The following is a 16211-nucleotide window of genomic DNA, read 5'->3' as shown; positions in this document are numbered from 1 at the left end:
GCATATGACTAAGTGAGACTCCCGGCCGCCAGGCTATTCGCCGTAGTACGACGTCGACCGGGCAATGACGCGATTTTCGCCGGGCGGACATGCGCACATGACGATGTCGCCGTCGAGTACACCGTGTGTATTGCCTACACCCCACGTTTTCGCCGTACCGAAAATCGACCCGGTCTGGCCGCAACGGCCGCAGGACGCTCGGCCCATGTGATAAGCATAGGGTTGTCCGTGGTCCAGATCGGACTCGTCACCATCGAGCACGTGACCGCCCGTTGTCGTTGCATTGCCTTTCAGCGCCATCATTTTGTGCATTTCCCGCTACCTCCGATTTTTCCAAGCCCAGTCATCTGCTATCCGGCCGATCCAGGATCATTCGGTAGCCCGATACACCGCATCTCGTTGCGCCGCTCAAGATCGAATAGCGTAATTGCTCAACCCTCATCCTGCGTACCGGGCTGCACCGACGCTTTCGGCTTCGGCGCCGGCGCGCTCTGCTGCGGCGCCGATCGCACGATCGGCCGGTCCTTCGCGTCGACCAGCACAAGCGTGTTGTCGCGCACCTCGATCTTCACCGGATCGGTCTTTTTCCACTGCTTCTTCGGCACCGCCAGTTTCCACACCGCGCCGTCCCACGGCTCACGGAAGAACGCCACGACGCCGACCACCTGCGCGTCCGGGTTCATCGGCTCGACCACGCTGGCGCTCGCGCCCGGGCGCAACACGACATCCTTGGTCGCAAGCAGATCCGCCTTCAGCACATCGAGATCGTTGGTCTGCAACTGGGTATAGTCGAGCTGCTCGAAGGTCTTCGCGTCCTTCAACTGATAGAGCCTCACCACCGTCGACAACGGCTGCCCCGCTGCGTTGGCATTGAGCGACGAGCGGGCGACGAGGTCCAGGTTCATCGTCTTCACCTGCGTCGTGAAGGCCCATTTCGCAGCGTCCACCGTGCTGTCCTTCACGGCCTGGCCGACGCCGCAACCGGCGGTCGCAACGACCACCACGGTGGCCACTGCACCGGCCAGGCTTCGTCCAATCGGTATCCTTAAAATGTTCATCTGATTGTTGTCCATGTTTCGAGTTCTGCGTCGCGTTGTGCCAGCGATTCGTACTGCGGGCTTATACGGTTTCCGTCGCCCCGCTCCAGCGCCCCAGCTGCACCCGTGTCACGCGAGTGGGTCCGTGCCCTACCGCAGGCGGCGACCCGAGCTGCGTGGTCAGGCCGAGGTTCGCCTGACCGGCGGCCAACAACGGTTCCGGCATCAGGTCGGGATGCACCTGCATCTCGAGCAGCGCTTCGCTTTCGTAGCCGAGGTAGAAGCGCAGCAACGCGGTGATCTGCCGGTATGCCGGTTGCCCGGGCACCAGCGCGGCGACCGCTTCGCGCGTGTGCGGCGTGATCACGATGCGCACCGTGTTCGCCCGATCGTAGAACCCGCGTCCGAGCAGACATTGTTCGCCGAGCGCTGCAGGCTCGAAATCGTTGACGGTACGCCACACCGGATAGAACTCCTCGACGTCGATCGCGGCATCCGGTATCGCATGTGTCAGCACGCCGGCGAGCCCTTCCGCGGTACGCGTTTTCTGCGCGGCCAGCCCGAGCATCGACAGCAGTGCGCGCGCGCCGACGTCGCGCGGCAGCCCCCAGTCCGGCGCGCGCGTTTCAGGCGAGCGGAACCCCAGTCCGACGAGACTGAGCGCGCCGCGCGACACCGTATCGAAGCCGTCGGGCCGAAAGCCGGCCGGATAGCGGTACTTCCGCCAGATCCGGTAGAACTGCGTCGCGATCCGGTGATGAAACAGATCAAGGAACGCTGCAAGCGGCTCGGCGCCGTCGCGGTTCTGCGCCACTTCGTCGACGAAGTACGCCGGCATCCGCGCGTCGACGCCGTACAAACCAAGGAACGTCGTACGCACCGCAACCGGCTTCGCAGGATCGTCCGCGTCGTATTCGACTGCATCGATCTCGCGCGCCGGAAACCCAAGTTGGCCACGCGAGCGGAACCGGACCGGATCCGTCGCGGGCGAATCGGTGGCGCCGAGCGGCGCTGCATCGGGTGACGCCAGTTCGATCAACGCGCAGAAGCGATAGAAATTCATCCGATGCGCCTGATCCAACAGCGCCGGCAACAACAACCGGTCCGCGTGGGCTGGCGGCAAGGTCGTCAAGCTGCGTTCCGACGGGGTCGCGAGTGCGTTCAAAACGGCGCTCCTTCGCCCTTCGTATCGGGCCATTCGAGCCGCTGACCAGTCGGCTGCGACACGATGACGAGCTTCGTGTACAGGTTGACCGTCGCATAGAGGCCGAGGAACCGGTTCAGCATGGCGCCGAACAGCTCGAGATCGCCGTTGCCCGCGAAACGCGTGCTGTCGATCGTCACCGCAATCTCGACGCCGCGCATCAAGCCGCCCTTCACGAGCTTCTGCAATGGCCGGTGACGCACGTCGGCGATCGCCTCGATGCGCCGCCGGTTCAACTCCCCGTCCGTCCAGTCGTACAACGCGAGCGAGCCGCGCAGGATTTCCGCATCGAGCAGCGACAGATAGTTCGGCGCCAGATGGGACAGCACACGCCATTGGAAGCGATCGCCGGTCGGCGGGTAGACCGGCAGCGTCGGTGCGGTCAGATTACGCACTGCCGCGATGTTGGTGAAGCCCGCGCGCATCCGCGTGATGCTGGCATCGCGCAGCGCCTTGCGCGGCAGCATGCCGTTGGTGCCCGTCACCGACAGCGACAGCGTTTCCGCGGGCAGCGCATGCTCGCTTTCCCAAGCGTGGCCGCCCAGCACGACCCACGTATCGAACCGTCCGGAAGGCGCGCGTCGCACGTGCGAATGGAAATATCGCTCGGGCATCGTATGGCGCAGCATGCCGCCACGATGGCGGAATGCCGCGAACGGCGCATATTCGAAGCGTCGGCCGCGATCGATGCCGTGCACCGCGTCGATCGAGTAGATATCGACCAACGGGCCGTGCTGCTCGCGCGCCCGTACCCGGTACTCGGTCTCGAACTGCGTGACCTTGACCGGATCGGCCTGAACGGGAAACAGGTTGATGATCGGCGTGCAGTAGAGCCGCACGTTCTGCGCGTTGAAACGCATGTCGTCCTGCCACGGCTTTGCCAGCACGATCTCGACGTCGACATGCGGCGCGGACGGTGGAAGCGCCTGGATGTCGAGCCCGAGCAGGTCGACGAACATGAACTTCTCGGGGAACGTGAAGTACTCCAGCAGCAACTGGTAGCCGCCAAACGCGTTGTCGGCCTTCGGCCACAGACGTTCGTTGCCCGCGTAGCCGGCCGCCTCGATCCGAAGCCCCGGCATATCTTGAGGCGCACCGGGGCGATCTTCCGGGAAACCGGGCACACGCACGTGCATTGCCAGCGGTTTCGCCGTCAACGCGGCATGCAGTGCGAGCGCAATCGGCCGGTCCGCGTCGAGATACAGCCGCAGTCGCGGTACATGCAGTCGTTCACGCTGAGCTTGCGGCTGAATCGCCAGGCGCAACCGGATGACCGAGCGGCCGTCTTCGCGCGCCCACGCGCCTGCGTCGGTGAGCGTGATCGGGTAGAGATCGATCGGCTGCGTCGTGCGGTACACGCATTCGACGTGTGCGGGTGCGCCGTCTGTGTGGCCCGTCGCGATCGGTCCGGACGTCACCTCGAGGCCGGCGCCGAGCGTCTCGTGCTTTTGCAGCGCACCCATGTCCGGCGTGAGCTCGAGGATCGACAACGACGGAATCATGCGCAGATAGTGCGGCCACAGCATGCTGACGAGCCCTTCGGTCAACTCGGGCAGCTCGTCGTCGAGCTTGTGACGCAGGCGGCCCATCAGGAACGCGAAGCCTTCGAGCAGCCGCTCCACATGAGGGTCGCGCTCGCCTCCGCGATCCAGGCCCAGCTCGCGCGCGCGATCGGGAAATGCATCGGCAAACTCCCGGCCGGCGTCGCGCAAATAGCGCATCTCCGCCTCGTAATAGCGCAGGATCTCGTTATCCTTGATCGGATTCGTCATTCAGTGTCCTGTTGTGTCATTCGGGCAGCGCCCCGCCGGGGATCGGCACGGACGCGTGGCGCGCCGCGGCGAGCGCGCCCGGCGGAAGCGGCGGCGGCTGCAACGCCGTACCGGCCGCTCGGGACGGCGTCGTTCGGGGCACAAAGACGCGTGAAGGCAATGCGAACCCGCGCAACGCCAGCAGTTCGAGCGGCCCCTTGCCGACATCGGTACGCATCAAATAGGTGAGCGGATACGCCAGCGATGCCGGCGCGGGAGCGAGCGGCGCCTGCGCGGTCAACGACTCGCCATCGTCCGTCTTCGCGGCGCCTGCCTTCGACTGCGGCGCCTGCGGCGCGGCCTGCCAAGTGATCAGATAGGTGGCCGTATCCACCGGGCTCACGTGTGCTCGCTCCAGCAGCCGGACCAGCGCCCACCGGCCGCCGAATTCCATGTTCAGGTTCGTGCCCGCTCGCTCGGTCTGCCATTCGAGACGCGTGCCGGCCTTCTGCGGCTCGTTCGACGGCCACGTGAACGTCTGCCACGTCTCCTGCTGGTTGTAGTAGTGCAGCTTTTGACCGTCTACCGTCAGGCGCGTGTCCGTCACGCCGAGGCTGGGTACCGGTTTGAGGTCGAATGCGTACTGCGGCTCGCCCTGCGCCAGCAGGTGATTGGCGATCCGCTGCAGCATGTTGATCGCATTGAGAAAGGCCGGATCGATCGTGCGCGCCGCGCTGCTCGCGCCCGAACCGCTCGATGCCGGCACCCATTGGTCGCCCTGCAACGTCAGCACGCCCGCCAGCTGCGTGGCGAGGAACGCGCCGACCAAGCCGCCCTGCGGTCGCAGGAAGCGCGACAGCTCGGGCAACGATGCGTCGTTGTTGGTGTTGGCGAACGGATAGCGGCCGGCGAACGAGCGGTTCCAGCTCGCGACGACGGTCTGGCGCCATGCGTCGTTCAAGCTCGCCTGTGCCGGCTCCAGAATGGCCTGCGTGGCTTGCGTGACCGGCTGCACGAACAGCGACTGCCCCATCCCCGCCCACTGCTCGCCGAGACTGGCGGCGACAAGCTGCGCATAGGCGAGCGTGTCGGCCAGTTCCGAACTCTTGCCTTGGAACAGCGACTGCGCGACTTGTCGCGACTCGCTATCGGCGTCCGGGCTGTCGGCGATTTGCTGCAGCTTCAAACGCAGCATCGTGATGCGTTCGATGAAACGCTGCAGGCTCAGGTCGCTCGTTGCGCCTGCCGTCGCCGCGTTACCCGGTGCGATCAGATGCAACACGGGGCCGAATGAAACGCCGAGCGGTCCGGCCGGATCGGGCGCGGCCGGCTGCGGCCCATTGTCCTTGCTCGCGAACATGTTCTGCGCCTTGTTCACCAGGGTGTCGGACAGCGATGTCTTCACGACGCCCGCTCCGCCCTGGAACTCGAGCGACTTCATCAGCGAGATTACCGGCGACTGCCGCGAATCGGCGATGAGTTTCAACTGCGCGACGGCGGCCGGCAAGGTCCGCGCCGGTTCGCACGTGATGCTGTTCATGAAGGTTTGCCAACGGTCCGCATAGTCCGCGAAGTAGCGCGTGCGCAACGACGCGCGCAGCGCCTCGGGCGTCGCGGCCGACGCGTTGCGATTGGCGCCGGTCGCGCCGAGCACCCAGTCGGCAGTCACGCCATTGCGTTTCGCCATGTCGTCGATCGCGGCCTCGATGGTCCCGTCCCATGCCTGACGCGTGTACGCGCCGGGCACGCTGGCCGTGGTTTTCAGCAGTCCGCGCGTGTCAGTGCCATCGGTCAGAGAGGCGAGCGTCTGGTCCGGGTACTTGTGGCCGACCGATTCGAGGATGCCCTGATAGATCGTGTCTTCCGAGTTTTTCACGCCGATCACGGCGAGCAAGGTCTGGCGGGCGCCCGCGACGAGCTCGTCGCGCGCGGCGATGCGCCAGTCGGGATGCGCGCCGAGGTGCTGCGCGTAGAACCCCAGCAGCCGCTGCGACAGGTCGAGCTTTTCGCCCGAAGACAGTCCGATGCCGCCGTTCCAATGGCGCACCAGTTGCGGCGTCATGAACGCTGCATCGGCGCGCGACGGCTCCGCCATCATCAGGTACGTCTTGAGCGTGGCGTGACCGTCGCGAGCGAGACGATTGACCTGGTCATCGACTTGGGTGGTCGGCATCTGGGTAAGATCGACCAGTTGCCCCTCGATGTCCTGTTGCACGGGCGCAAGCAGTTGCGGGCGCGCTTCGCGCACATAGGGCTTCCATAACGCGGTGAGCACGTCCTGATCGTGATTCAGGCCGAAGCGCGAGAACAGCGTCGGACGCTCGACGCGCGCTTCGTAGAACTCGATGCGCTGCTGGAGCGCGAGCAAGGCGCGCAGACGGGTCGCCGGACTGTTGGCGCCATTGAACGTGCGAAGCACGTCATTCGTCAGCGCCAGGCCGCGGGCATTCGTCAGGCCCGAGATGAGCATGCCGGCGCCCCACAGTCCGACGGCCGCCAGCGCGATTCCCGAGACCATCGTGAGAGGATGCGTCGCCGTACGGCGGCCCGGCGTACGCCTGGCTGCATCGGTCAGATAGCGCCACAACGGAAAGTGAAGACTGTCGGTGCCCGTTGTCGTCGCTCCGGATGCCGGCCACGGTGCGAACATCACACCGGCAACCGGTTGGGCACGACGTTGCCAGTCGGACAAGCTCGCGATCCAGCGAGCCAGCGGTGCGCTACGCGTATCGAGACGGGTCGAGAGATCTGACGCGTAGCGGTCGGCAGGGTTGTGCGCGAGCTGGCCGACACTGACGTGGGCCAATCGATTGCGTAATTCGAGTAGCGCGGTTTCGATTGCAGGCGCATCAGCAGCGTGCGGGATTTCACAACCGGTGACGGGCGTATCCACACGGTGAACGGTGTCGGTGCCGTCGAGATCGAGGACGAATACCGACGCAGACCAACGCAGCAGGTGCGTGATACGCGCGAGGTGGATGCCCCATGGACTTGTCGTGCCGCGAACTGCGTCGGGCAGCAATGTCGATTCGTCGACCATCAGGATGATCGCGTCGAGCGGACGCGTGCGACGAAAGCGACGGATCTGCTTCAGCCACATCTCGTCGGGCCGACCGTCCGATCCGGTGCGCCCCCACAGCAGCACCGCGTCATCCGCGAGCAGCCAGCCGCGTTCTTTGAGGTCGGGCAACAGGCGGCCAATAGTTGTCTCGTCGCCCGTCAACAGCAGCCAGGGGCGCGTATAAGCCCATCGAAACCATCGGATTTGCTTCATCTGGAAGCGGAGGTCCTTCAACTGCAAGGCGGCCGATTCAACCTGCTTCTTCCCGGCGTCGGCAGCGGGGTTGATCGGAGGAGGAGGCTCGAGCCCATGATCTTTGGACGCCTGCTGCGCACCGAGCTGCACGAGCCCGCGTCGCTGCAAAGTGACACCGATCGCTGCCAACAGCATCACTCCAGCGCCGACGATAGCTAGCCGATTTTGGGAGGACCACGCCTTCAGATCCTTGAGATCGACGGTGTACAGAATCAACGCCGTCACGGCCGCGATCGCCGCGATGACGAGCAGGCACCGGCCCAATATGCGTCTTTTCAACGTCACCTCAGATTTCCTTTTGTCTTTTTTGCGGCTGGGCACCGCGAACGATGCAGAGATGCAGCACCTCGGCGCCCGGCTCACGCCAGGCGACGAGGTGTGGTTCCCCTTCCTGCGATGCTTCATACGCAGTGGCAAGCGCAATCCAGCTGGTGGCTGGCCCCGGCTCGCCCACGATGTGATCGAAGGATCTCTCGATCGGTCTCACCTTAGTGTCGGTAGTGAACGCCGCCGTAATCGCACCGGACTCCGCTTCGCATCGGGTGAACCAGGCGTGAGTGATGTGATCGGGTGAGAGCTGCATCTGCGCGAGTTGCTTCAGGTCTGCGTCGCGCGTGCCGGCCGTGCTGATCATCGGACGCAAGACACGGCCCGGCCCCTCGTCGGCCGATTCCATCAGGAGTGCTGCGGCGCCCTCGCTGAAGGTATGCCTGGTCGCACTGTCTGGCCAAATTTGTGCAGTAATGATCAGATGCGGCTCGGTACCGACAAGGTCGACCTGCTGCGCAAGAAACGATGCACAAGCCATTGCCGGTTCGGTGTCAATCTTGAATTTGCAAGCAGGCGCGACCCTGCAAAGCGCGTCCTCCGCATCCGCTTTCCAGCCGAGCAGAGATTCTTCCGGTGCGTCGGCGACAACCAGCTTGACGCGCAACTCCTTCCGCCCAGCAAGCGCCACCTGCAACTTTTCTGCGATTTGATTGAGCAACTTCTCGCGTCGTTGCTTAAGCGTTTTGTTCTTCGACCATGGAAACGCGCTCGCCCGCCCTCTATTCACTGGGAGTTCCGCATCGGGCTCCCTCATCCCAGCAGCTGGAACAGGTATCGGTAGGATGGCCACGGAAGCCGTTACACAAACGTGGCGTCGGCACCATGATTGCCAAAGAGACATGATCCGCTCTTGCTCACGCTCCAGTTCTTCCGCAACCGTCTGTTCGCGCTCCCAGCGGTCCAGCCGAATGCCGAGCGCTATCGCGCAAGACACAAGCGGAGCGCCGATGAGCAGTCCCCAGAATTGAAGCCCGTGCGTGGATTTTCCATGAGGCCACAGCAGCAATAAGGCGCCCGCAGCGCCGACCGCGAGTGCCAAGAGGCCGGGCACCCATACTCGAAGTTCAAGCGGCTTCGGGTAGAAAACCGAGGTCAGCGTTGGAATAGGCCAGGACATAGTGAAGTAACCAGACGACGATCGATACGTACCTTCAGCGCTGCAACTGCGGAGAGACAAGATCAACCAATCGCTGCGCCTGATTGACCAGTTTGGGATACTCGCTTTGGGAGGGCAGTTTTTTCGCAAAGCATTGCTCATAGGTGATCGATGTCTGTTGATTCGACACAGAACACGCCGGCATACCCTTTACCGTAGCTTTCTCGGTGAAAATGAAAATGCGATCGCCCTGCATGACCGTCACGGCGAGGTTGTCGGGGGGACTAGGTGCGGGGTCATCCTGTCCGACGGCAAACACAATCGCCCGCGCGATTGAATCGCCGCCTCGTGCAGCCACCGGTATTTCGCCATAGGAATAAACGGCTGCATCTCCGTTGAGCGTTGCGGTCGCATTGTAAAATTCTTCAGTCCCCAGCATTTTCCGAAGCGTCGAATAATGCTTGAAATCTTTCCGATGAACCGCCAACCATGACTCCATAATCGGCACAGTCGTAACGAAAAGTAGTGTTTTGGCATCGAATGATTTCACCTCGACTCCGTCCAATCCATCGTACTCGTCGTCCGACCTTGAACCAATAACGCTCTTGCCGCTTCTCGGAAAGCCTTTCGCATTGACCGCGCCCACCAGTCTTTGCAATTTGATCCGCACGTCTTGCATCGCTTTATCGGCGGCCCGACTCAACCGTTCGCTCCCTTGATCGGAGTATTTCGCATGAACGGCTTCGACCGCGTTGTTTCTCGAGGTAACGTAATCGCGGATCGATGTTTCCGAAAAGACCGAAATTGACGTCACCAGAAGAGCGGTTCCAACGATTTTTAAAAGTCTGCTTTTCATTTGATTTTGATGGCCCATAGAAATTTCGTTTTTCGTATTCCGATCAAATTCTAGGAGCCTCCGTATTCTCTCAGGTACTTGTCGAAGTCCGCCTTCATATCGGTCATCGTGTAGCCTTGGTCTTGCCCTCCACCAGGAAGCGATGGCCATTGACGCTTGCGAAGCAGACTCACTGCCTGATCGATATCACCCTGCCGGATATAACCCAAAGCACTGGGAGCGGGCAGACATTCCGGTTTCGGGCCAAAACGTCCCGGCTCGCCCTCCATCAACCACACCGCATAGCGGTCTTGGGTCTGGGGAGTGAAGTCTGAAGGTAACGCGCCGGTGCCCAGAGCGTGTCCTCTTTTCCATGATGACCTGGCAATCTGGTATGCACCTTGGTGGTCTTCCGCTTTTTGGGGATTGGATGGATAGGTTGAAAAATCCTTGATCCCGTTCTGAATCTTGTAGACGCCTTGCGATGCAAAATAGGTCTTTTCATCGCCGAATGAAAAAAACGCTTTGGCCTCCCGTGACCGGATGATCTTCAAAAAAGCTTTCATGCGCGCAAGGGCAAGTGGATCGAAGTATCCAGGCTTGCGATAGATCCCGCTCACCTCATAGAAATGCGTACCCCCGCCTCCACTGAAGCAAAGATAGTTTCGTTTGAAGTCGCTGACATAGTAGTGGTACGTGCGTATGTCAATGTGACCGGGCTGGCCACGACCGTCAGCCGTTTCCGCGTCACCCTTGACGTGGTAGACGATCACGTCGCCGGGTAAGGCCCATCTCGCATCCGGAAGCTGATCGGTGACATTCACGAATCCCTGCGACATCAAGAATTCTCCCGCCACCTTCGCATAGCTACCCCCCGCCGCGTCAAAATCTCCTTTCTTGTTTTTTATGAACTTGATCGCGTTGCCTCGCCACAGCGCGATCTTCACATACATGTAGCATTGCCCCTTCGATTTTTTGGAAGGCTTGCTTCCATACGTAATCGAACCATCCGCGATCTTCTTCAGATTGACGACCGTGGCCGACGACGGCATCGAGTGCTCCGTCTGGCCCTCCGCAATGGAGATCAGCGATTGCACCGCAGTGAGATTTCGTGGCGCACTACTCGTGTTGGCAGCACCGCCCTGTGCAGACGCCGGTGTTTGCGGCCGGACCACTGTCCCTGCCACCGGGTTCGAGTCGAGCCCGAAGATGTCTTCGATGAAGTGCCATGCCGCATGTACCTTGTGGCTTGCCCAGTCGGTAAATGTTTCGGTCGGTGCCGCTTGCGGATGTCCAAGTTTGTCCCGAGCGGCGGTCGTAGTGGTCGACGGCGCACGTTTCCCGGAACTCCCTTTAGCGATCGTGGTGCCTTTCTTCGGCAAGGGAGTCGTCGACGGCTTTGCTGAACCGACTGGCGGCGTCGAGGACGCCGCCGCACCCGGCCTCCCGTCCGTGGCCTTTATCGTTTCGGAATTTCCCGACGTCGCAGCGGCCGGGGTGTTGTCGTTTGTGGTACTTGGTGCACTCGAAGCCCCGCCCGCCGTCGACTCATCTTGAGACGAATAGGCTGGATGCGATTGCGAGCTACGCGTGTCATCGACGGGTGGCGATGGCTCACGCGCCGCGTCGTCGGACGAACCAGCGTGTGGCTGCGTCTCGCTTTCCAACACCATGCTTCCGCTCATCAGCGTCGCCGATGTGTCGGCTGTTGGCACGGTGTAACAGGCGACCTGTTTGTAAGCGCCACTGTCCGTCAATACCAAAACCGCGCAGTCCGCCCCCGCGGAGAACGAATTGACGGGAGCGGCCTTGCCATCGCCATCCGTCACCCCGTCAATGATTGCGCCGTCGGATTCGAAGCGGTATTTGAGCCCATTGATCGGCGTGCCGTCGAGGCCGACAAACACGTGATCGAGCACCGGCGCGCCCGACTCCAGGCCCGAGCGTGGCGCAGAGTCCTGCGTCGTCGTGGCCTCCGGCAACGGCCCGTCGTTAGACGAAGCAGTCGATGCTGTCTGGGTTGCAGGAAATTTGTCGGCCTGGGCAACCGCGGACGTGGTCGTGTCTCCCGATGCGGGAGCGCCCGTCGATGTAGTCGTGATTTCAGATGCTGCTTCGTTCGTCGTCGCCGATTCTTGAACAGGCACTTGTGCGTTGGAAGCGGCACCATCGACCGGGAGAACCGTTGTCGATCCCGTTGCTGCATCGTCAAAAGTCGTTGCCATGTGCGTGCTTCCCTATTCCTGAGGCTCGTTGTCGATCTCGGCGTGCTTCGAGTCGAGAAACAGACGCCAAGGATCGTTGCCGATGTGGTACTTCAGCTTTGAAGACTGTTTGGTGAACGTACGCCCCGTATACCCTGCTTCGTCGAGCATGCCGCTATCAACGATCCGCCCGGTTGAGTCTTTCACCGCATACGGAATATGGTGCAAGGGAAGCGAGAATTCCTTGCCGAGCAGCGGACTGACATCGAGCCGTTGGCTGAACATTTCAACGCCAGCGGGGACGGGCAATTGCGGAACCGGCAGATTCAGAGACTGCGCTCCCTGCTTCTGAATGGTGAGTACTTTCAGGAATAGGTCGCCCGGGCCGCCCAGTGTGATATTGCCGTCCGCGATCTTGATGAACGCCCCGCCACACTCGAGAATGAGTTCTTTCGCGGCGGAGAGATTCACCTTTCCGTTCGCACTGGCGATGCTTACATCCTTCTCTGCCGTGAGTGCCATGGCGTTGCTCTGCGCCTGCAACTCGACTGGCCCCTTAGCCGCAAAGATCTTGATTCCAAGCTTCTGCGCGAACAACGAGACCGCCTCGCCCGCGGCCGCCGTGAAACGCTTCATCACGCTGAAGTCAGCGTTCTTGCCAGCCACCGCCGAGATACTCTCCTTCGCAGCCATCTGCACGCCGCCACCTGCCACGACGCCGATCGAGGCCGGCGCACTCGCCAGTAAGCCCGGCTGCTTCAGCCCGTCGAACTCGTCCTTCATCTGCTGTTGCGCATCCGTGTCGGCCGGCATCGCCTTCGCCGTACGCGCCGCGTCGCCCAGCGACTTCGCCAACGCCAGCGCCTGCTCCAGTTGCGCGATCGTCTCCTGCATGTCGAGTTGCTTCCCGCTCGCACCCGGGCGGTCGTAGGCCGTCAGATGCAGCCCCTTGCCCGCGCGCTCGACACCGTGACCCGACGTGCGCAGTTCGAAACCCTCACCGCGCCGCTCCAGTTTCTCGTCGACCAGATAGCCCAGGTCCAGGTGGCTCGTGCCGGAGTGTTCCGTGCTAAGCTTGACGCCCTCCTGCCCCGCCCAGTCCTCCATCCGCAGCTTGTTATTCGACTGCGTGCGAATCACGTTGCGCGACAGCCAGCGGCGATCGCTCGTCACCAGATCGCGCGCCTGACTGTGATGGTGGAAGCCGATGATCTCCGGCTTGTCGGGGTCCGCGTCCCGGAACGCGATCACCGCTTCATCGTTGTCCAGCGCCGGGAAGTGGAAGCCCGTCTGCAACTTGCCCGCGAAGGGCTTTGCCAGCCGCAGCGGCACGCTTTCCCCGCCTGCCGGCCAGTCCGCGAAGTCCACGTCGAATCGGACCGTGTAGTAGCCCGCCGCGGTCAGGTAAGCGTATTTGTACTTGTCGGGGCTCGTCACCCGAGCGCTCAGCGTCCCGGCAATCTTCCGCCACTTCGCGTCTTCGAGCTGGAGCCGGAAGCGCCGGTTAGCGGGAATCGCCTTATAGCTGTTCGTATAGGCCCGATCGCGCGCGCCGCGATGCGTCACCTCGATCACGACTTGACCGTCCGGCGCGTCAGGCAGTGCGGCGTCCAGATTCAGCACGCGCCCCGGCTGAAGTGCCAGTACGTTGCTCTCACCTTCGTACACCACCTGCCACGCGATCGCCGCTTCATGGCGCAGTTGCGCCTCCCATTTCGCGCCGTCCTGATCGAGGTGATTCGTACCGTAGACGTACGGCCGCCCATAGGTAGTCTGGTCCTGCGGCGCGACGTTCGCCTCGTCTTTGAACCGCTCCCACGCCTGCTCGGGGTTGTAATCGGCCACGACAAACGACTGCGGCACGGTCACCGTATGCGTCTTGAGTGCGGTCACCGCCTCGGCGCCGGTCGCCTCCAGCCCCGCAGTCTCGCGATACGCCGCAGTCAAGTGCGGGTCCCACTGGTAATGGTCGACGTCGTCGGCAAACACCGCCTGATCGCCATGCTCGGTCTCGACGATGTAGCTGTAGATGCCGGCCTTCTGCATCAGCATCCGCACATACGACAGGTCGTCGAGCTTGTACTGGAAGCGGAACAGGTGCTTCGGATACTCGCGGCGCAGCCGGAATGCGAACTGGTGGCCTTCCAAGCCATGGCTGCGCAGCACTGCCTCAATGATCTGCGGCGTCGTCTGGTGCTGGTAGATACGGCTGGTGCTCACCGCTTCCAGTCGCGCGAAGTGCGACTTCAGCACGATCTCGTACTTGGTGAAGTCCGCGGTGGTCTGCAGCGTCGAGAAGCGCGCGATAAAACCGGAGAAACGATGTGGCACACCATCGTCAGGCACGATCGTGCAGACCGCGTCGCGATTCAGATAGTCAGTGCGGGCCAGCTGCAGCGGATGCGTGAGCACCACTCGCACCTCGGTGGGATATCCCATCCGCTCGACCGCCATCACCGACACGACCGAGAGTGCAACTGCGCTCTCGGTCCCCGGCACCTCGAAGAAATATGCCTGGCGCCCCGACACCCCGGTCAAGTCCGATACGAACCGCCTCGCATCGTCAAACAGGTTCGACATTGTTGTAACCCCGTATCCAGATAGCGCTGCCAAACACCCGCATCGCGCTCAGAGCCGAGGAAGAACAGTAACTACACTCGCCCTTGTCGTGGAAGAGCGAGCGTGCATTATTCAGGCCGTTTGTTGTATTTGTCCGAAGTCTGACAATTGTTCACGTATTTCGCTATTTTTAAGATGTTCGCCATGCTATATGTCGCATTCCTCTGTTATCCGGCCATGCCAGATGCAACGTCCGATGAGTGAAGGCGCTCAGTGCGACCAATACACCGACGCCAAATTATCTTCAGAAATGCGCATAAATACGATTGCGTGCATCGATTCCGATTTGATCGATTGGTATCTGGCTGAATTGGACGATCAACTCGGCAGACAGCTCGACGCCATCCTCCACCACTGCGCATTTCAGACACTCGAATCGACGTGGCGCGGCCTGCAATTCCTGGTGGATCGGACTGATTTTCGACAAAACGTCAAAATCGAGGTGCTTGATGTCTCGAAAGAAGCGCTGCGTCAAGACTTCGAAGATGCACCGGACATCATCCAGAGTGGCCTGTTCCGGCTGACATACGTCGGCGAATACGACATGCCGGGCGGGCAGCCCATCGCCGCGATCGTCTCGGCCTTTGAATTCGATCACGGCGGCCCGGACATCGCACTATTGCGCAATATCTCGAAAGTCGCGGCCGCGGCCCATATGCCGTTCATCGGCGCCGTCTCGCCTGCGTTCTTCGGGAAAACCACGATGGAAGCCGTCGCAGGCATCCGCGATCTGCCGAGCTGGTTCGAGCGGGCCGAATACCTGAAGTGGAAAGGCTTCCGTGAAACTGAGGATGCACGCTACATCGCGCTCACAATGCCGCGATTCCTTGCACGTTTGCCGTACGGATTCGATACGATGCCCGTGCGCGCATTCAATTACACCGAGAATGTCAGGGAATCTGGTCGCAGCGCATATCTGTGGACAAGCGCGGCGTTCGCTTTTGCGGTCAATATCGTGCGCAGCTTCGTACGAAACGGTTGGTGTGTGCAGATTCGCGGCCCGCAAGCGGGTGGCGTCATCAATGACATTCCCGCGCATCGGTACGACCTCGGCGCCGGGCAACTGGGTAAGATTTCCACGGACGCATTGATTTCGGAAACACGCGAGAATGAATTCGCCGATATCGGCCTAATTCCCCTTTCGTATACCCGCAATCACGATCAAACGTGTTTCTTCTCGGCGCATTCAACGCAACGGCCGCGATCTTACGATGCACGCGACGCCTCCGCGAATAGCCGGATCAATGCCCGTTTACCGTACATCTTCTTGCTGTCACGGATCGCACATTACCTGAAGCTCATCCAGCGCGAAAACATCGGCACGACGCGCGATAGCCGATTGCTGGAGCTTGAGCTGAATACCTGGATTAAATCGCTTATTACGGAAATGACCGATCCCGGCGATGAACTTCAGGCGGCACACCCGCTGCGGCAGGCCAAGGTCACGGTCGAGGACATCGAGGACAACCCGGGGTTCTTCCGCATCAAGCTGTTCATCGTCCCGCATTTTCAGATCGAGGGCGTCGACATCAACCTCTCCCTAGTTTCGCAGATGCCTAAAGCGAAACATTGAACGCGTTCCGTCGCGCACCTCTACACCGCTACTTCCATTCCAGAATCCAACAAGATGAAGATAACCAGACCGCTGTGGGCCAAGGGGATTTTCATGACGCCGCAGCACTTCCAGCAGCATGAACCGCACCGGGAATCGTGGAGGCCGGTTGGTTTAAGTTAATGCAGGCACTTCAGCAGCATTTCTGAGTTGCCTGTAGTAGTTTGCCTCAGCCTCGGCGGGCGGGATATAGCCGAGCGGTTCCAT

Annotated in this window: 10 protein-coding genes; 1 reads left to right on the top strand and 9 read right to left on the bottom strand. The window is 61.6% G+C overall.

The window, feature by feature from the left end; all coding sequences use genetic code 11:
- Positions 1-33: 33 nt before the first annotated feature.
- The 9 genes from C3Y15_RS29125 to vgrG form a co-directional block, all read right to left on the bottom strand.
- Positions 34-303 carry a PAAR domain-containing protein gene (locus C3Y15_RS29125; RefSeq protein WP_224056530.1) on the bottom strand — a complete coding sequence of 90 codons (270 nt, stop codon included), beginning with the start codon at positions 301-303 and terminating at the stop codon, positions 34-36.
- 128 nt (positions 304-431) lie between these two features.
- Positions 432-1073 carry a type VI secretion system lipoprotein TssJ gene (gene tssJ, locus C3Y15_RS29120; RefSeq protein ID WP_011882412.1) on the bottom strand — a complete coding sequence of 214 codons (642 nt, stop codon included), beginning with the start codon at positions 1071-1073 and terminating at the stop codon, positions 432-434.
- A gap of 46 nt (positions 1074-1119) precedes the next feature.
- Positions 1120-2100 (bottom strand): type VI secretion system baseplate subunit TssG, encoded by a 981-nt coding sequence (tssG, locus tag C3Y15_RS29115; protein WP_224056529.1) that lies wholly within the window; start codon positions 2098-2100, stop codon positions 1120-1122.
- Positions 2101-2198: 98 nt separating this feature from the next.
- Positions 2199-4013, bottom strand: a complete 1815-nt coding sequence (gene tssF, locus C3Y15_RS29110; RefSeq protein ID WP_069246467.1) for a type VI secretion system baseplate subunit TssF — start codon at positions 4011-4013, stop codon at positions 2199-2201.
- Positions 4014-4029: 16 nt separating this feature from the next.
- Positions 4030-7629 carry an ImcF-related family protein gene (locus C3Y15_RS29105; protein WP_243860285.1) on the bottom strand — a complete coding sequence of 1200 codons (3600 nt, stop codon included), beginning with the start codon at positions 7627-7629 and terminating at the stop codon, positions 4030-4032.
- The gene (locus tag C3Y15_RS29100; protein WP_011881744.1) at positions 7595-8755 is read right to left on the bottom strand and encodes a hypothetical protein; all 1161 of its coding nucleotides are present in this window, start codon (positions 8753-8755) and stop codon (positions 7595-7597) included. Before C3Y15_RS29100 ends, C3Y15_RS29105 begins: the two co-directional genes overlap by 35 nt.
- 34 nt (positions 8756-8789) lie before the next feature.
- Positions 8790-9608 (bottom strand): hypothetical protein, encoded by an 819-nt coding sequence (locus tag C3Y15_RS29095; RefSeq protein WP_124260072.1) that lies wholly within the window; start codon positions 9606-9608, stop codon positions 8790-8792.
- A 32-nt stretch (positions 9609-9640) separates the two neighbouring features.
- Positions 9641-11794: a hypothetical protein gene (locus tag C3Y15_RS29090; protein WP_011881741.1), complete on the bottom strand. Its 2154-nt coding sequence runs from the start codon at positions 11792-11794 to the stop codon at positions 9641-9643.
- 12 nt (positions 11795-11806) lie between these two features.
- The gene (vgrG, locus tag C3Y15_RS29085) at positions 11807-14353 is read right to left on the bottom strand and encodes a type VI secretion system Vgr family protein (protein WP_059739149.1); all 2547 of its coding nucleotides are present in this window, start codon (positions 14351-14353) and stop codon (positions 11807-11809) included.
- Between the two features lie 289 nt (positions 14354-14642).
- Here vgrG and tssC point away from each other — a divergent pair, with 289 nt between their 5' ends.
- Positions 14643-15965 carry a type VI secretion system contractile sheath large subunit gene (gene tssC / locus C3Y15_RS29080; protein ID WP_069246597.1) on the top strand — a complete coding sequence of 441 codons (1323 nt, stop codon included), beginning with the start codon at positions 14643-14645 and terminating at the stop codon, positions 15963-15965.
- Positions 15966-16211 lie beyond the last annotated feature (246 nt).

The sequence above is a fragment of the Burkholderia sp. B10 genome (assembly GCF_004368385.1).
GTDB lineage: Bacteria > Pseudomonadota > Gammaproteobacteria > Burkholderiales > Burkholderiaceae > Burkholderia > Burkholderia vietnamiensis.
The sequence above is the reverse complement of the archived record's forward strand: the minus strand, read 5'-3'. Positions and strand labels throughout refer to the sequence as shown.